Source organism: Streptomyces sp. NPDC048417 (assembly GCF_040651615.1).
Classification (GTDB): Bacteria; Actinomycetota; Actinomycetes; order Streptomycetales; family Streptomycetaceae; genus Streptomyces.
The window spans coordinates 296,327-312,084 of sequence record NZ_JBEZKI010000008.1 but is presented as its reverse complement, the minus strand read 5'-3'; the positions used below and the strand labels follow the sequence as shown (position 1 = coordinate 312,084).

At 70.6% G+C, this 15,758-nt stretch carries 15 protein-coding genes and 1 pseudogene; 5 read left to right on the top strand and 11 right to left on the bottom strand.

The window, feature by feature from the left end; all coding sequences use genetic code 11:
- Positions 1 to 27: 27 nt before the first annotated feature.
- From AB0D59_RS15510 to AB0D59_RS15475, 8 genes and pseudogenes are all read right to left on the bottom strand, one after another.
- On the bottom strand, positions 28 to 549 hold the full coding sequence (locus AB0D59_RS15510) for a hypothetical protein (RefSeq protein WP_362565041.1): 522 nt from the start codon (positions 547 to 549) through the stop codon (positions 28 to 30).
- A gap of 217 nt (positions 550 to 766) precedes the next feature.
- Complete coding sequence (locus AB0D59_RS15505; protein WP_362565040.1) at positions 767 to 1,327, bottom strand: hemerythrin domain-containing protein; 561 nt, start codon at positions 1,325 to 1,327, stop codon at positions 767 to 769.
- A 508-nt stretch (positions 1,328 to 1,835) separates the two neighbouring features.
- Positions 1,836 to 2,876, bottom strand: coding sequence for an SDR family oxidoreductase (locus AB0D59_RS15500; RefSeq protein ID WP_362565038.1), 1,041 nt, complete (start codon positions 2,874 to 2,876; stop codon positions 1,836 to 1,838).
- Between the two features lie 20 nt (positions 2,877 to 2,896).
- Entirely contained in the window at positions 2,897 to 4,006 is a 1,110-nt protein-coding gene (locus tag AB0D59_RS15495) for an enolase C-terminal domain-like protein (RefSeq protein ID WP_362565037.1), read from the bottom strand.
- Entirely contained in the window at positions 4,003 to 5,805 is a 1,803-nt protein-coding gene (locus tag AB0D59_RS15490) for a thiamine pyrophosphate-requiring protein (RefSeq protein ID WP_362565035.1), read from the bottom strand. Before AB0D59_RS15490 ends, AB0D59_RS15495 begins: the two co-directional genes overlap by 4 nt.
- 2 nt (positions 5,806 to 5,807) lie before the next feature.
- Positions 5,808 to 8,891: an FAD-linked oxidase C-terminal domain-containing protein gene (locus tag AB0D59_RS15485; RefSeq protein WP_362565034.1), complete on the bottom strand. Its 3,084-nt coding sequence runs from the start codon at positions 8,889 to 8,891 to the stop codon at positions 5,808 to 5,810.
- The gene (locus AB0D59_RS15480) at positions 8,888 to 9,499 is read right to left on the bottom strand and encodes an isochorismatase family cysteine hydrolase (protein ID WP_362565032.1); all 612 of its coding nucleotides are present in this window, start codon (positions 9,497 to 9,499) and stop codon (positions 8,888 to 8,890) included. The genes AB0D59_RS15485 and AB0D59_RS15480 overlap by 4 nt, the downstream gene beginning before the upstream one ends.
- 87 nt (positions 9,500 to 9,586) lie before the next feature.
- Positions 9,587 to 9,862: pseudogene (locus AB0D59_RS15475) on the bottom strand (LLM class flavin-dependent oxidoreductase); the annotation flags it as partial.
- A 142-nt stretch (positions 9,863 to 10,004) separates the two neighbouring features.
- Between AB0D59_RS15475 and AB0D59_RS15470 the strand changes: the two are divergent.
- Genes AB0D59_RS15470 through AB0D59_RS15455 form a run of 4 tightly spaced genes read left to right on the top strand, consistent with a single transcriptional unit; the run spans position 10,005 to position 12,278 of the window.
- The gene (locus tag AB0D59_RS15470; RefSeq protein WP_362565031.1) at positions 10,005 to 10,649 is read left to right on the top strand and encodes a diguanylate cyclase; all 645 of its coding nucleotides are present in this window, start codon (positions 10,005 to 10,007) and stop codon (positions 10,647 to 10,649) included.
- A complete protein-coding gene (locus AB0D59_RS15465; RefSeq protein ID WP_362565030.1) occupies positions 10,646 to 11,311 on the top strand; it encodes a hypothetical protein in 666 nt (221 codons plus the stop codon). The genes AB0D59_RS15470 and AB0D59_RS15465 overlap by 4 nt, the downstream gene beginning before the upstream one ends.
- Positions 11,308 to 11,550 (top strand): BON domain-containing protein, encoded by a 243-nt coding sequence (locus AB0D59_RS15460; RefSeq protein ID WP_362565029.1) that lies wholly within the window; start codon positions 11,308 to 11,310, stop codon positions 11,548 to 11,550. Before AB0D59_RS15465 ends, AB0D59_RS15460 begins: the two co-directional genes overlap by 4 nt.
- Entirely contained in the window at positions 11,547 to 12,278 is a 732-nt protein-coding gene (locus AB0D59_RS15455; protein WP_362565028.1) for a metallophosphoesterase, read from the top strand. Before AB0D59_RS15460 ends, AB0D59_RS15455 begins: the two co-directional genes overlap by 4 nt.
- Positions 12,279 to 12,353: 75 nt before the next feature.
- Here AB0D59_RS15455 and AB0D59_RS15450 read toward each other — a convergent pair whose 3' ends face one another.
- Entirely contained in the window at positions 12,354 to 13,079 is a 726-nt protein-coding gene (locus AB0D59_RS15450) for an anti-sigma factor antagonist (protein ID WP_362565026.1), read from the bottom strand.
- Positions 13,080 to 13,210: 131 nt separating this feature from the next.
- Here AB0D59_RS15450 and AB0D59_RS15445 point away from each other — a divergent pair, with 131 nt between their 5' ends.
- Positions 13,211 to 13,576 carry an ArsR family transcriptional regulator gene (locus AB0D59_RS15445; RefSeq protein WP_362565025.1) on the top strand — a complete coding sequence of 122 codons (366 nt, stop codon included), beginning with the start codon at positions 13,211 to 13,213 and terminating at the stop codon, positions 13,574 to 13,576.
- Between the two features lie 84 nt (positions 13,577 to 13,660).
- On the opposite strand, the gene AB0D59_RS15440 is transcribed toward AB0D59_RS15445, so the two are convergent.
- Positions 13,661 to 14,602, bottom strand: a complete 942-nt coding sequence (locus tag AB0D59_RS15440; protein ID WP_362565024.1) for an amidohydrolase family protein — start codon at positions 14,600 to 14,602, stop codon at positions 13,661 to 13,663.
- Positions 14,603 to 14,715: 113 nt separating this feature from the next.
- Positions 14,716 to 15,648 (bottom strand): alpha/beta fold hydrolase, encoded by a 933-nt coding sequence (locus AB0D59_RS15435; protein WP_362565023.1) that lies wholly within the window; start codon positions 15,646 to 15,648, stop codon positions 14,716 to 14,718.
- Between the last annotated feature and the right edge of the window lie 110 nt (positions 15,649 to 15,758).

Sequence of the window (15,758 nt, the reverse complement as noted above, 5' to 3'; positions counted from 1 at the left end):
GGAGCGGCGGGCTCTCGAACGCTGGGATCAGGGCAGTTCGGCGCCCTCGATGCTGAGCAGTCCCATGAGCTGGGGCCGGTGCAGGCCGGCGATGTCCTCGAGCAGGTCGGGATGGCGCAGCAGAGGCGCGGCTTCGGTGTCCCGCTCCCCGGGATCGGTGAGCCGCCGCAGACCGCCGGTGGTGTGGTGCTCGCTCGCTGGAACGGCCTGGCGGGCGGCGCGGGTGGCGCGGGCGGCCAGGGCGGGGTCGGCCAGGAGGCAGGCCGCCCAGCTGACCACCGTTTCGTCGACCCACGTCCGCCAGGCGGTGTCGTCGGGCCGCGGCTCGCATCCGGTGAGCCGGTCCAGCCGGTGGGATCCACTGGGTGCGAGCAGGTGGAGCAGCTGCACGTCGACACACGTCGGGTAACACAGAGTGGCGGCGAGTGTGACGGCCTGCCGGGCCTGGGCCTCGGCCAGGGCCCGGCTGAGCGCGCCGCCGGGGGCGGGGTAGGCGGCCAGGAGCCAGCGGGTGGAGGCGGCTATGACAGGTGTCAGATCGTCGGTCACGGCGGTGGGTCCCTCGGGAACGTGCTCGCCTGTGTCCGGCAGATCGGTCCCGCGAGCTGTTTCGCGGAGCCACGCTGCCCCGCTTCGTGACCCAACAGCGTAGGCAGCCGGACCCGAGGAGGGAATGAGCCACGTCACAGGGTGCCCGGCGTCCGGATCGCGGGCCGGGACCGAACGTGCGCGGTCCCGGCCCGGGTACAGCCCGCCCCAGCGGGGGTCAGGACCTGCCGCGGCCGGTGATGAGGTCGCGGGCCCGGTCCACCAGGCCGGTGCCCGGAGCGAGGAGCTTGTTCGCGGGCGGGGTGTTCGGGGCGGCGGGGTGCGGGCGGGTCGGGGCCAGGGACTTGGCCCGGCGGATCTTGTCCCCGAGCTCGTTCAGCGCCTCGGGAGAACAAGCCTGCCGCAACATCGGGAAGAGGTTGTCCTCCTCGTCCTGGACGTGGGCGGCGACCTCGTCCATGAGCTGCTGCAGCAGCGGGCTCATCCGGGGATCGTCGGTGTCCGTCTTCTCCAGCTCCTTCAGGAGCTTCTCGACCCGGCCGTGGTCCGCGATCTCCTTGTCCGCGATCCGGTCGCCGCCCTCGATGTGCTCGCGCACCGCCGGGTACAGGTACTCCTCCTCGGCGATCGAGTGCCGTACCAGTTCGATGGTGACCTCGTCCACGAGATCACGGAGTTCCTGCCCCCCGCCCGGCATCCTCTGGATCCCGGCGAACATCTCCTCGACCTCCCGGTGGTCGGTCATCAGTTCCGCAAGCGCGTCTCCGCCATGCCCCATCGTCCGTCCGCCTCTCGCTGATCATGCCCGGGCCGGGTCGGTCCCGCACAGCTGTCAGTGGTTCCCGATCCGGCTGGATCCGGAGCCGCCCCGCGTGAGGTCCACCCGGTCGGATGCCTCCGCCCTGCCGGGAGAGAGGAGCCAGCCGGCTCGTGACGGTGCGCAGGACGGGGCGACAGCAGGCGTCGGGTTGACAGCACCCCCAGGCGTCCGTGTGGCGAGGCTCAGTCCTCGCCTCGTACGACGTTCCAGTCGTCCCTCTGTCGCAGCCGTCCCGCGTTGTGGTCGAGCCTCGCGCGCATACAGGTGCGTATGCCTCGCCCGCGCAGGCGGCGCGCCCTCGCCCAGCCCGTTTCGGGGCAGCGAACAGCGGTCGGGTTGCTGGCTTTCGTAGTCACGGCGGATCATCTTCCTTCTGAGTCCGGCCAGTTGAGGTCCGATACATCCTTCTCCGCCCCCGTTCTTCTTCTTGTCCCGAGTGTCCAACGGGCCCGGCGTGAAACCTGGTTCAGCCCCGGCAGCGTGCTGTCGCCGACGGCGTGGACGGGTGGCGTCCCGCGCGGTGCCGGATCCCGATCGCGGCCGCTCCCACCGCCGTCGCCGTGGCGACCGTGACGGCCGGGTGGCGGGCCAGCGCGGCCTGCCAGGAGTGCGCGTGTGCCCGGTCGTCGAAGGAACCGTGTGCGCCGTGGTCGGTGGCCGGCGAGTTGTCGGCCGGAGTGAAGAGGTTGTCCGAGCCCGGCGGGCGCGGGGCGTCGGTCTGCTGGGAGGAGAAGCCGGTGCGGGCCAGGTAGCGGTCGAGGACGGCCGGTACCAGGCGGTTGGCCCAGATGGTGGCGGCCGTGCTGGCGCCGATGTAGTACTGCTTGCGCCGGGGATGATCGGCGGCGTGCAGGACGCCTCGTGCGGCGACCTCGGGCTGGTAGATCGGCGGCACCGGCTGCGGATGCCGCGGGAGCCGGGAGCGGACCCAGGAGAACTGCGGGGTGTTCACGGCGGGCATCTGGACGACGGTGATGCGTATGTTGCTGCCCCTGTGCAGGAGTTCGACGCGTACGGCGGAGGTGAAGCCGTTGATCGCGTGCTTGGCGCCGCAGTACGCCGACTGGAGCGGGATGGCCCGCTCACCGAGCGCGGAGCCGACCTGCACGATGGTGCCCCGGTCGCGGGGCAGCATCCGGGCGAGCGCTGCCCTGGTGCCGTTGACGAACCCGAGGTAGGCGACGGTGGTGACCCGCTCGTACTCCTCCGGGCCGATCTCGGTGAAGGGTGCGAACACGCTGGTGAAGGCGCAGTTGATCCAGACGTCGATGGGCCCGAGGAGCCGTTCGGCGGCGTCGGCGGCCGCCTCCACCTGGCCGGGGTCCGCGGTGTCGGCCTGCTGGATCAGCGGGTGGCCGCCGCGTTCCGCGACCTCCTTCGCCGCCGCTTCGAGCCCGGCCGCGCCCCGCGCGATCAGGACGATGCTCGCGCCGCGCTCGGCGTAGAGCAGGGCTGTGGCGCGGCCGATGCCGGCGCTGGCTCCGGTGATGACGACGACTTGCGACATGGTTCCTTCCTTCGGGATCGTCAGCTGATGCGGAAGGGGCGGGCCCGCTCGGCGTTGAGGCTCAGGCCCAGTCCGGGCACCTCGTCACCGGCCACGGACAGGGCGCCCGCGTGCTGTACGGGTCCGCCGTCGAAGAGCAGGCGCTCGATGCGGACGTGGTCGTGGAACCACTCCAGATGCCGCAGATTCGGCACCGAGGCCGCCGCCTGCGCATGGGCGTACGGCGCGCAGTGGCCCGAGATCTCCAGGCCATGGCTCAGCGCCAGCGCCGCGACCCGCAGCCACACGGTGATCCCGCCGCACCGGGTGACATCCGCCTGGAGACAGTCGACGGCCGCGGCGCCGAGCATCTGCCGGAAGTACGGAAGTGTGTAGCCGTACTCCCCGGCCGTCACGTCCGCCGCGATCCGCCCCCGGATCAGGGCGAGCGCCTCCAACTGGTCGGACGAGACCGGCTCCTCGAACCACGTCACGCCCTGCCCGTCCAGCCCGGCCGCCACCCGTATCGCCTGCTTGGCGCCGTAACCCCCGTTGGCGTCCACGTACAGCTCGGCCGAGTCGCCGACGCTTTCGCGGGCCCGGGCCACCCGCCACAGATCGCGAGCCTCGCACCGTCCCCAGGACTCCCCGATCTTGATCTTCACGCGCGCAATGCCCTCCTCGGTCACCCAGCCGCGCAGTTGCCGGTCCTGACGCTGTTCGTCGTACGTCGTGAAACCGCCGCTGCCGTACACCGGCACCTCGTCACGGGCCGCGCCGAGCAGATCCACGAGCGGGAGCCCGAGCAGCCGCGCCTTGGCGTCCCACAGCGCGATGTCGACGGCGGAGATCGCCTGCGCGCAGATGCCCGGCAGACCGGCGTTGCGTACCGCGCGCCGCATGGCCTCGTTGGCGCGCGGCACGTGGAGTGCCGGCAAGCCGGTGACGACGTAGGCGAGCAGGTCGTCGATGACCTTCGCGGTCGACGGCGGGGCGTAGGTGTACCCGAGTCCGGTGACCTCGCCGCAGCGGACGGTGGCCAGGACGAGCGTGGTGCTGTCCCAGGCCAGAGTGGAGTCCGCCTCCGGCGCGTCCGTCGGGACGGTGTAGACCGCGCTGTCCACCCGCTCGACGATCGGCAGGTCGCTCACCGTCGCCCTGCTTCGTGCCGGTGCGGCAGGAACTCCTGCACCTTGGCCTTGAAGCCCTGCCGGACCATCGCCAGCCGGTCGCTGTCGCCCTTGAGTACGGCGGCCGCCGCGGCCTCGATCTGGTCGAGGGTGGCGTGCGGCGGGATCGGCGGTACGGCGGGGTCGGTCACGAAGTCGAGCACACACGGCCGGTCGGCGGCGAGCGCGGCCTCCCAGGCGCCGGTCACCCCGCCCCGCTCGTCGATCCGCATGCCGGTCAGACCGAGCGAGCGGGCGAAGTCGGCGTACGCGACGTCCGGGATCGACTGCGAGGGCAGGAACTGCGGGGCGCCCTCCATCGCGCGCATCTCCCAGGTCACCTGGTTGAGGTCCCGGTTGTTGAAGACGGCGACGATCAGCCGCGGATCCTCCCAGTCCTGCCAGTACTTGGCGACGGTGATGAGCTCGGCCATGCCGTTCATCTGCATCGCCCCGTCGCCGACCAGGGCGATCGCCGGCCGGTCACCGTGCGCGAACTTGGCGCCGATGGCGTACGGCACGCCCGGCCCCATGGTGGCCAGCGTCCCCGACAGTGAGCCCCGCATCGACCCGCGCAGCTTCAGATGCCGGGCGTACCAGTTGGCGGCGGAGCCCGAGTCGGCGGAGAGGATGACGTCGTCCGGGAGCAGCCCGTTGAGGGTGTGGGCGACGTACTCCGGGTTGATCGGATCGGCGTCGACATCGGCCCGCCGCTGCATCACCTCCCACCACTCCTTGACGTTGTCCTCGATCTTCGTCCGCCAGGAGGGATCCTCCATCTGCTCCAGCAGCGGCAGCAGCCGGCGCAGCGTCCGGGCGGCGTCGCCGACCAGGTTGACCTCGAAGGGGTAGCGCAGCCCGACCATGTGGGGGTCGATGTCGATCTGCACGGCCCGCGCCTTGCCGAACTCCGGCAGGAACTGCGTGTAGGGGAAGGACGAGCCGATGACGAGAAGCGTGTCGCACTCACGCATCAGCTCGTACGACGGCCGGGTGCCGAGCAGCCCGATCGCGCCGGTGACGTACGGCAGGTCGTCGTCGAGGGCGTCCTTGCCCAGCAGCGCCTTGGCGACCCCGGCGCCGAGCCGGTCGGCGACCTCCTGCACCTCCGCCCGGGCGCCGCGCGCGCCCTGACCGACCAGGATGGCCGTCTTGCCGCCGGAGTTGAGCACCTCGGCGGCCCGCCGCAGGTCATCGTCGTCCGGCACCGGGGCGTAGTGCGGCATGCCGAGGCTGGAGGGCACCATCTTGAAGGCGTGCCCGGGCGGCGAGTAGTCCAGCTCCTGGACGTCCGCCGGGACGATCACGGCGGTCACCGAGCGGCGTGCCATGGCGGTGCGCATCGCCCGGTCGAGGACGTTCGGGAGCTGCTCCGGGACGGTGACCATCTCGCAGAAGTCCGAGGCGACGTCCTTGTACAGGGCCAGCAGATCGACCTCCTGCTGGTAGGAGCCGCCCATCGCGCTGCGGTTGGTCTGACCGACGATCGCCACCACCGGCACATGGTCCAGCTTGGCGTCGTACAGGCCGTTGAGGAGGTGGATGGCACCCGGCCCGGAGGTGGCCGCGCAGACCCCGACCCGGCCGGAGAACTTGGCGTAGCCGACGGCCTCGAACGCGGACATCTCCTCATGACGGGACTGGATGAACCGGGGGTTGTTGTCCGCTCGTCCCCAGGCCGCGAGCAGACCGTTGATGCCGTCACCCGGGTAGGCGAAGACATGCTCCACGTCCCATTCGCGCAGCCGCTGGAGGATGTAGTCGGAAACCTTCGTCGACATGTTCAGAACCTTTCCCGATGTTGACGTGCGATGTACGGGCGGCGCAGCTGCCGTACGGCCCCCAGCGCGGCCGTGGCCGCCAGCGTCCCGGCGACGGCGGTGCTCGCCCACCGGGCCGTGCCGGAGGGTTCGGCGGGCCGCCGGGCCAGCCGTTCGGGGTGGTCGCTCGGCAGAGGGCCGTCGAGTGCGAGGGCCAGCGCCTCCGCCAGGTGCAGGGCCCGGCGTCCGGTGCCGCCCTGTTCGATCTGGGTGCGGCAGCTGAAGCCGTCGGCCAGCACCAGGCTGCCGGGGGCGGCCGTGCGGACCGCGGGCAGCACCCCCCACTCGCCGACGGCCATGGAGACCCCGTGGTGTCCGCGTTCGAAGCCGAAGTTGCCGGCCAGACCGCAGCAGCCCTCGTCGAGGACGTCCGCGTTGAGCCGGGCACGGTGCATGAGTTCACGGTCGGCGTCGAACTTCATGATCGCGTGCTGATGGCAGTGGGTCTGCACGGTCGCGTGCCGGGCGAGGAAGGGCGGCTGCCAGCCGGCCGGCGCGTGGTTGACGAGTTGTTCGGCGAAGGTGCGCGTCTGCCGCGCCAGCCGCTGTACGTCCTGGTCGCCGGGGAGTAGTTCGGGCGCGTCGGACCGGAAGACGGCGGTGCAGGAGGGCTCCAGCCCGATGACGGGGGTGCCCGCTTCCAGGTAGGGGCGCAGCACCCGGAGGGTGCGCCGCAACACCCTCTTCGCCGTGGCCAGTTGGCCTGTGGAGATCCAGGTCAGGCCGCAGCACACGGGCGTGTCGGGCACGGCGACCCGGAAGCCGGCGTCCGCCAGGACCCGCACGGCCGACATCGCGACCGAGGGGTGGAAGTGGTTGCTGAAGGTGTCCGGCCACAGGACCACCGTCGCCGGATCCGCCGGGTCCGGCTGCCCGGTGCCGAGGGCACGCCACCACCGTACGAAGGACCGCTCGGCGAACACCGGGGCCCGCCGGGCCGCATCAACCCCGGCGAGGCGCTTTCCGACCCGGCCGAGAACCGGCGCGTGCAGCGCGCTGTTCGCCAACCCCGGTGCGTGTTCGGCAAGTTGGGCCCATGCGGGCAGCCAGCCCATTGAGTAATGGGCGGCCGGACGCGGTCGGCCCGCGTAGTGATGGGCGAGGAACTCGGCCTTGTACGTGGCCATGTCCACGCCCGTCGGACAGTCCGACTTGCAGCCCTTGCAGGCGAGGCAGAGGTCCAGGGCGTCCCGCACCTCGGTCGACCGCCAGCTGTCCTTGACCGCCGAGTCGGGATGACCGTCGAGCATCTCGAACAGCAGCCGCGCCCGCCCGCGGGTCGAGTGCTCCTCCTCCCTGGTGGCGCGGTACGAGGGGCACATCACGTCACCGTGCAGGCCCCGGCAGTTGCCGATGCCGACACAGCGCAGCACCGCCTGGGTGAAGGAGTGGCCGTCCTTGGGATAACCGAAGTGGGTGTCATGGGTCGTCGGTTGCCAGGCGGCCCCGAGCCGCAACTGCCCGTCCACGGGCTGCGGGTCGACGACCTTGCCCGGGTTCATCCGGTCGCCCGGGTCGAACAGCGCCTTCAACTCGCAGAAGGCGCCGACCAGTCGCTCCCCGAACATCCGCGTCAGCAGCTCGCCCCGGGCCTGCCCGTCGCCGTGCTCGCCGGAGAGCGATCCGCCATAGGAGGCGACGAGGTCGGCTGCCCGCTCCAGGAACCGCCGGAAGTCCGCCACCCCGTCGGCGGTCTTCATCCCGAAGGGGATCCGGGTGTGCACACACCCCTGCCCGAAGTGCCCGTACAGCGAGGGGTGGTCGTAGCCGAACTCCTCGAACAGCCCTTTCAGACCGCGCAGATACTCGCCCAGCCGCTCGGGCGGCACGGCCGAGTCCTCCCAGCCCTCCCAGGTCTCCCGGTCGTCCGGCGGCCGTGCGGTCACCCCGAGCCCGGCCTCCCTCGCCCGCAGCATCTTGTGCTCGCGCCGCGGATCGTCGGAGAAGGCGACCGAGGAGTCCTTCTCGGACCGGCCGATCGCGTGCAGCAGAGCGTGCGCCTGGCTGTCGACGTCGTCCTGGCTGTCCCCGGTGAACTGCACCAGCAGCCAGCTGTCCGCCTCCGGCAGCGCGCGCAGCGAGTCGAGATAGGCGTGTTCCTCACGCATCAGCTGCGCCATCCGCCCGTCCAGGGCCTCCAGTTGACCGGGGGAGCAGTGCTCCAGGAGGTGCGGCACGTCGTCGGCGGCCCGGCAGATGTCGTCGTACCCGAGCACCAGCAGTGACTCGTACGGCGGCACCGGGACCAGGTCGAGTTCGGCGTGCAGGACGGTCACCAGGGTGCCCTCGCTGCCGACCAGGGCCTTCGCCACGTCGAGGCCGTTCTCCGGGAGCAGCGAGTCGAGGTTGTAGCCGGAGACCCGGCGCGGGATCTTCGGGTAGCCGCGCCGGATGTCCGCGAGGTACTCGTCGACGATGCGGTCGAGACCGTCGTACAGCTCGGCCCGGCGGCCCCCCTCGGCGGCGATCCGCGCCCGCTCGCCCCGCGAGGTGGGCCCCACCCACATCCGCAGTCCGTCGTACGTCAGCACTTCGAGCCGGCGCACGTTGTCGACCGTCTTCCCGTATGCCTGCGCGGACGCCCCGCACGAGTTGTTGCCGATCATGCCGCCCAGCGCACAGTGACTGTGCGTCGACGGCTTCGGGCCGAACTGGAGGCGGTGGCCGGCGAGCCGCCGGTTGAGTTCGTCCAGGACGATGCCGGGCTCCACCACACAGGTGCGGGCGGCGGGGTCGACCGAGACCAGCGCGTCGCAGTACTTGCTCCAGTCGATCACCACGGCCGCGTTCGTCGTCTGCCCGGCGAGGCTCGTGCCGCCGCCGCGCGACAGCACGGGGACGTCGAAGCGGGCACACAGCGCCACCGCGCGGGCACCGTCCTCGACCGTGCGGGGGACGACCACGCCCAGTGGGACCTGCCGGTAGTTGGAACCGTCCGTGGAATAGGCGCCCCGGCTGCCGGGATCGAACCGGACCTCGGCGTCGGTCCCGGCGCGCAGGGCCGTGACCAGGCCGTCGAGGGGGTCTGCGGGGACGCGTGTACTCATGGCCGACCTCCGGGCTGGTGCGCGGTTTCCTCCGGTACGGGCCACCGGGTACCCCGGAAGTCGACTTCCTTCGCCAGGACAATCCGGGCACCCATGTTGCGCTGCATCATTTCCAGCGCTGCTGCCTCCAGATGCGGGTGGATGGAGGCGACGGCGTCCCTCGGCACGGTGACGTCCAGGTGGCGGATGTGCGCGTCCAGGGCGGAGTACAGCACGCACTGCTCGGTGACCTGACCGGTCAGGACCACTGTTCCGACGCCCAGTTGCCACAGCAGGTACGACATGGGTGTGTCGTAGAAGACCGAGTGCCGGGCCTTCACCACGAAGAGGGAGTCGTCGTCCGGCCGGATCGGCTCGACCAGGCCGGCGTGCGGGCGGGACAGTGCCGATTCGACCAGTTCGCCGTGGTGGGAGCGCCAGAGGCCGAAATTGTCGTTCGCGAAGATCACCGGCACGCCCGCGTCCCGGGCCCGGCCGATCAGCTCCGCCAGGACCGGCACGACCCGCTCGGCCGCGGGCAGCAGTAGCTCGGCGTCCTCGTGCTCGTAGGTGTTGATCATGTCGATGACGACGAGCGCGCTGCCGTCGGTCTCTCCCGGCTCGGACACGGTGTCCACCACCTCGTGCGGTCAGTCCCGCAGCCTCGGCGGGACCTTGGTGCGGTAGAAGTCGAAGAAGCGCTGCTGTCCCTTCTGCACCGCGCTGATCGCCGCGGCCCGGGCGATCACGGCGGGGCGGGTGCGCGGCAGCGGGCGGGTCACCGCCGGCTCCACGGGCGGCGAGACCGCCTGGAACAGGGCGCCGATCCCCGACCACAGGCACGGTCTCCGGCCCTGGCCGCCGTGCCAGGGGCGGTAGTGGTCCGACCTCCACAGCGACTCGAAACCTGCCTGCTCGGCCTTTCGCGCCTGGTCGACGAGTTCCGCCGGGGTGTGCTCCTCGCACGACAGGAGGTGTCCGAAGCCCGCCATCGTCTCTCCTGAACCGCGTCTGTGACTGGGGACCGCTGCCGAGTACCCCGGTGGCCACCGGGTTGTGCATGGCGTGTCGCCCGGACGAGGAGGGGTACCGGGGAGGCGGGTCCTCGACCGACCGATCTCACGGAGGTTTCCCATGGGACTGCGTGTGCTGCCCCGGAAGGCCTGGCGGAACTGGCGGCGCTCCGACGACCTGCGGATCCCGCTCCACTCGACCGAGGTGGAGGACGCCGGCCGGAGGTTCCTGCTGTACGGCGTCCTGCCACTGTGGGTGGTGCCGGGCCTGGCGAACTGGTGGATGCACCGTCGCACCCGGATCGAGCACACCAGCGGTACCAAGGAGTCCGCGATCCACGCGTTGATGATGACCGAGGCCGGGGTGCCGGTACTCATGGGTCTGCTCGCCCGGGTGAACCCGCTGGTGCTCTCGGTGATGGGCGGCGCCGCGCTCGCCCACGGCGCGACGGCCGTGTACGACGTGTCGCCGGCCGTCGGCGAACGCGAGGTCCGGCCGATCGAGCAGCACATCCACAGCTTCCTGGAGGTCCTGCCGCTCACCGCGCTGGCCTTTACCGCGTGCCTGCACGCCGACCAGGTCCGCCGCACCCTGCGAGGCGGCCCGGGGCCGCAGGCCTGGCGCCTGCTCCCCAAGCAGCATCCGCTGCCGGCCAGATACCTGGCCGGGCTCGCCGGGGCGATCACGGCCGGGGTCGCCGTGCCGTACGCCGAAGAGCTGCGGCGCTGCCTGCGGACCGCGTCGCGCGAAGGGAGCCGTCGATGACGAGGTCGATGGGAAACGGACAGGGAGCGGCAAGCGCGACCGACCTCCGTGTGACCGGCCAGGCTGCGGAGCCGCCCTCGCAGGAACAGCTCCCGCCCGATCGCAGCCAGGCCATCCTGGAGGCCGCCAAGCAGGTGGCCGCCATCCTCAAACGCGGCGGCCACAGGTTCGCCCTGGCCGGGAGCGTGGCGGTCTACGCCCATGGCGGCAGTGGCACGCTTCAGCACGACGCCGACTTCTGCGTGCTGCCCGAGGACGCCGAGGCGGTGGCCGGGTCACTTCGGTCGGCCGGCCTGACCGTGCGGGTGCCGCCGGAGGACTGGCTGGTGAAGACCGTCTGCTTCGACCAGGACGTCGACATCATCTTCGAACTTTCCGACCGGCCGGTCACCCCGGACCTGCTGGCCCGTGCCGAGGAACTCCCCGTGGACTCCGTGCGCATGCCCGTGCTGGCGGCGACCGATCTGCTGGTGAGCCTGAGCACCGCCTTCTCGGAGCACCACTGCGACTTCGGGGCCGTCCTGCCGGTGGCCCGCTCCCTGCGGGAGAAGGTCGACTGGCGCGAGGTACGACGGCGCTGCGGCGAAGAGCCGATGCCGGGCGCGTTTCTCTACCTCCTGGAACAGCTGAAGGTCATCGACCCCGGACAGGAGCAGCGATGAACCTCGAATACCGGGTGGCTCATGTCGCCGAGCGGCTGGCGGAGGGGCCGTGCGGCGAACTCGGGGTACGGGTCGAGATCCGGGGCGACACGGTCCTGCTGACGGGGACGGTCCCGTCCGCCGGGTGCCGCGAGGACATCCGCCGCACCGCCCACGAGGGACTGGCCGGTGTGCCGGTGCTCTGCGACATCGTCGTCGCGGAGACCACACCTCCCGGCCACCCGGAGGAGCTGACATGACCCGGGTAGCGGCCGTCGGCGACATCCACATGGGCCCCGGCAGCCAGGGCACGCTCCGTCCCGCCTTCGAGACCCTGCCCGACTGCGCCGACATCCTCCTGCTGGCCGGGGACCTCACCCGGCACGGCACCCCCGAGGAAGCGCGGGTGGTCGCCCGGGAGATCAGGGACCTCGGTGTCCCGGTCGTCGCCGTCCTCGGCAACCACGACCATCACGACAACCGTCCGGACGAGGTGGCGGCCGTCCTGCGGGAGGCCGGGGCGCACGTCCTGGAGGGCGAGGCGACGGTCGTGACCAGTGGGGGGCTGCGCATCGGGGTGGCCGGCACCAAGGGGTTCGGCGGCGGGTTCGTCGGCCGGTGCGCCGGCGAGTTCGGCGAACCCGTCATGAAGGAGTTCGTGCGGTACTCACGCCGCCGCGCGGACGGACTGCGCACGGCCCTGGAAGAGCTGCACGGGCGGGAGTGCGACGTACGGATCGCCCTGACCCACTTCGCCCCCGTACCGGACACCCTGGCCGGCGAACCCCCGGAGATCTACCCGTTCCTCGGCAGCTACCTGCTCGCCGAGGCGATCGACACGGCCGGCGCCGACCTCGCCGTCCACGGACACGCGCACGCCGGCACCGAACACGGCATGACCGGCGGCGGAGTGAAGGTGCGCAACGTCGCCCAGCCCGTGATCGGAGCGGCCTTCCACGTCTATCGCCTGAACATGTGCCATGCGTAGCCTCACGGTCCGTCGCTCACACGGGCCGGTGCCGCGCCCGTCGCGCACGGGATCGCAGCCGGGCGTTCCGGCTGCTCATTTCGGGTTCCCGGCGCTCTCGCGCGCGGCGGCGACCTGAGTGACCGCGGCGGACAACCGCTCCTGCGTGGCCGGGGGCAGCGGGCCGCCCCTGATGGAGTCCACCAGTTGCCTGGCGGTCAGGTGGAGCTTGGTGTTGGTGTTCTGGGAAGTGGTCACCAGAACGCTCCACGCCTCCTCGGGGGAGAGGACGAACGCCGCCATCAGGATGCCGCGGGCCAGATCGATGGTGTCCCGAGTCTGTAGCGCCCGCCGCAGTTGTACGACCTCGGTGCGCATGTCGATTCCGTGACCGTCGACAGGAGGCGGGGTGTGCACGGCGTCGCCGGGGTGTTCCTGCCCGTCCGGCGCGGCGTCGGGGGCGAACAGCGGCAGGGCGCCCATGATCTCCAGCATCCGTTCCACGGCCGGGCTGACGTGGCGGATCGTGACCTTCTTGGAGTCCTTGAGGGCCTGCCGCCGAATGTTCAGCAAGGTGTTGAGGCCGGAGCAGTCGCAGAACCCGACACCGTCGAGGTCCAGCTCGATTCCGTACGGCGAACGCAGGAGCGCCGAACGCAAGGCGCCCTGGAGCTGCTGGTCCGTCGTGAGGTCGAGGTCACCGCACACCGTGACGACGGTCCGGTCGCCCTCGTCGCGGCTGCGGATCGTGAGACCCGGCAGCTTGCACGCACCGGCTCGGTCGGGCGTCCGCCCGGCGCCGGACTGTTCTGGTTCCCGCATGGTCCCGCTCCCCGCGGCATTCCTGCGCTCTCCAGGTAAAGATTCGCCCCGGACGTTGGTACACGTCAAGGGAAACAGGAAATAAAATTCGCGCGTTCTTGAGCGCGAAACTTCGGCCGTATGATGTATCCATGGGTGAAGCACCGGAACCTCACACGGGGTGGACGTTCATCACCAATCACGCCCGTGTACTGGCCGCCATCGCGGATGATCAGAACGTCCGCGTCCGTGATATCGCCGCACACTGCAGGCTGACGGAGCGCGCTGTCCAGAAGATCATCTCTGATCTGGAGCACAGCGGCTTCCTCTCCCACACCCGTGAGGGGCGCGGCAACATCTACCGGATCGAACCGGGAACGGCGCTTCGGCACCCGGCTGAAGCCGGGCTCACCGTAGCCTCCTTGCTGGCCCTGCTCGCTCAGGAAGAAGCCCACGCCGCCGCCCCGCCGGCTGCCAAGGGCTACCAGCGGGACGACGAAGACCCGTCGCTCTCCTGAAGCGCCGGTGCGACAGACCGACCATGCCTCAGCCACCAGATGCCGGCGTGCCGAACCTGGGGGAGGGCAAGACCCTGCACGTCGTCAGGCGAGTCGCTTGAAGATCCTCTTGGCGTTGCCGTTGTCGACGGCGGCCCTCTGTTCGCCGGTGAGACCGGAGTGGGTGTCGAGGATCCGGGTGAACTTCGTCGCGACCGGTGCGGGGGCGTAGGGAAAGTCGCTGCCGAAGAGGATGCGTTCGTGGTCCGCGAAGGCCAGGAAGCTGGGGAACGCGTCGGGTCCTGACGACAGTGCCGTGTCCCAGTAGAAGAGCCTGAACTTGGCGAGCAGTTGCTCCGTGGTGGGTCCTTCGGGGTCCAGGGCGGGCTGCAGCTCGCAGAACCTGAGGGCCGCGTAGGGCACGAAGCCGCCTGCGTGAGCGAGGATGATCTTCACGTTGGGGTACTTGTCCAGAACGCCGCTGAAAACCATCTGCACAGCATTGCGGGTGGTGTCGAACGGATAGTCGACGAGAGGGCCGGGCACGTCCGCGAGAGGCGGGACGAGGGGGTGGCCGGGATGGATGAACACGATGGCGGACCGCCTGTTCAGCGCGTCCCAGAGCGGTGCGTACTTCGCGTCTCCGAGGTAGACACCCTCGTAGTTGCTCAGGAGCACGACGCCGTCGGCGCCGATCTCGTCGAGGGCGTGTTCGGCCTCCGAGACGGCGCCTTCGACATCCGGCAGGGGGACGGTGGCGAAGTTGCCGAACCTCCCCGGATGCCTGGTGACCAGGTCTGCCACGTACTCGTTGACCCTGCGGGCCATGTCCCGGCGCTCCTGACCCTGCCAGCCGACGACGCTGGGAGCGGTGAGCGACAGGATGCTGGTGGCGATCTGGTTGTCGTCCATGAACTGCAGATGTGCCTCGGGGCTCCATTGCGGGGTGTGCCAACCCGACGGGTCTCCACCGTGGGTCGGCAACGTCTCGCCCCAGAACGGTGGCACCACGTGGGTGTGGACGTCGATACGATCTGCGTTTGCCATGAGTGTTTCCCTTTCGGCCACCGCCTTCGGCAGAGGCCCTTGATGGTCGACCCGCCCCTGGAGCATCCGAGCCGGTACAAGCAGGTCGCCTGGCAGGCGAGTCCGGCCGGGCGTCAGTCGCCTTGAGTGATGAAGCCGACCAGGGCGGCGGCGACGGCGTCGGGCTGTTCGTCCGGGATGAAGTGACCTGCGTCCGGCACGACCGTCCCGGTGATGTTGTCGGCCCACAGCCTGAGGGAGGCCGCCATGTCGGGGATGGAGCCGTGGCTGCTGGAAATCCCGAGAACCGGCACCGTCAGGTGCTGTTGTTCAAGGGCCTCGTGGTTCTTCCGTGCCGATTCAGCGGCGTCTCGGTAGTAGGCCAGGGAGGCGCGGAGCCCGCCGTCGGCGGCGATGGCCGCGGCGTACTGCTCGATCTCGGCGTCGTCGAAGGTGTCGGGGGAGAGGGTTTTGGCCTTCAGGAACCAGCCGACGTACTCGCGTTCGCGGCCCGAGAGCAGTGTCTCGGGCAGGTCGGGCACGAGATGGAAGGCGAAGTGCCAGGTTTTCCACGCCACCTCGGGGTCGGTCGGGATGGCGTCGGGGAGTGTGATGCCCGGGATTCCGGCGTCGAGCAGCGCGACGCCACGCAGCCGGCTCTCGTACTTCAGGGCGAGGGAGAAGGCGACCCACGCGCCGATGTCGTGGGCGACCAACCAGTACGTCGAAACTCCGAGCGCTTCCACCGCGGCGTGGACGTACGCGGCGACGGTGTGCGTGTCGTAGCTGCCGATCGGGCGTTCGGAGTGGCCCTGGCCCGGCAGGTCGACCGCGATGACGTGGAATCGGTCGGCCAGGTGGGGCATCACCTTTCGCCATGCCCACCAGGTCTGCGGGAATCCGGCGAGCAGCACGACGGCTGGGCCGTTCGGCCGGCCGCCCTCAACCGCGTGAAGTCGGATACCGCCCGCGTCGACCCAACGGTGGGTGAAGCCGGCCAGATCGTGCGACGGCAGGTCGCGGACAGGGTTGTCGGAGGCACTGGCGGTGAACGCAGGGTCAGTCATGGTTTTCCTTCATCGGTGTGGGGTGTGCTGGTTCGGTGTGCCGGCCGAGGCGAGGTCCGTGAGCGTGGTGAACACGACGAGAGCGGCGAGCCTGCTGCGCGAGATCCGTG

Coding starts and splice junctions, on each gene's coding strand:
- AB0D59_RS15505 (WP_362565040.1), bottom strand. CDS start 1,327: ATGGGGCATGGCGGAGACGCGCTTGCGGAACTGATGACCGACCACCGG.
- AB0D59_RS15500 (WP_362565038.1), bottom strand. CDS start 2,876: ATGTCGCAAGTCGTCGTCATCACCGGAGCCAGCGCCGGCATCGGCCGC.
- AB0D59_RS15490 (WP_362565035.1), bottom strand. CDS start 5,805: ATGTCGACGAAGGTTTCCGACTACATCCTCCAGCGGCTGCGCGAATGG.
- AB0D59_RS15485 (WP_362565034.1), bottom strand. CDS start 8,891: ATGAGTACACGCGTCCCCGCAGACCCCCTCGACGGCCTGGTCACGGCC.
- AB0D59_RS15470 (WP_362565031.1), top strand. CDS start 10,005: ATGGGACTGCGTGTGCTGCCCCGGAAGGCCTGGCGGAACTGGCGGCGC.
- AB0D59_RS15465 (WP_362565030.1), top strand. CDS start 10,646: ATGACGAGGTCGATGGGAAACGGACAGGGAGCGGCAAGCGCGACCGAC.
- AB0D59_RS15460 (WP_362565029.1), top strand. CDS start 11,308: ATGAACCTCGAATACCGGGTGGCTCATGTCGCCGAGCGGCTGGCGGAG.
- AB0D59_RS15455 (WP_362565028.1), top strand. CDS start 11,547: ATGACCCGGGTAGCGGCCGTCGGCGACATCCACATGGGCCCCGGCAGC.
- AB0D59_RS15450 (WP_362565026.1), bottom strand. CDS start 13,079: ATGCGGGAACCAGAACAGTCCGGCGCCGGGCGGACGCCCGACCGAGCC.
- AB0D59_RS15445 (WP_362565025.1), top strand. CDS start 13,211: ATGGGTGAAGCACCGGAACCTCACACGGGGTGGACGTTCATCACCAAT.
- AB0D59_RS15440 (WP_362565024.1), bottom strand. CDS start 14,602: ATGGCAAACGCAGATCGTATCGACGTCCACACCCACGTGGTGCCACCG.
- AB0D59_RS15435 (WP_362565023.1), bottom strand. CDS start 15,648: ATGACTGACCCTGCGTTCACCGCCAGTGCCTCCGACAACCCTGTCCGC.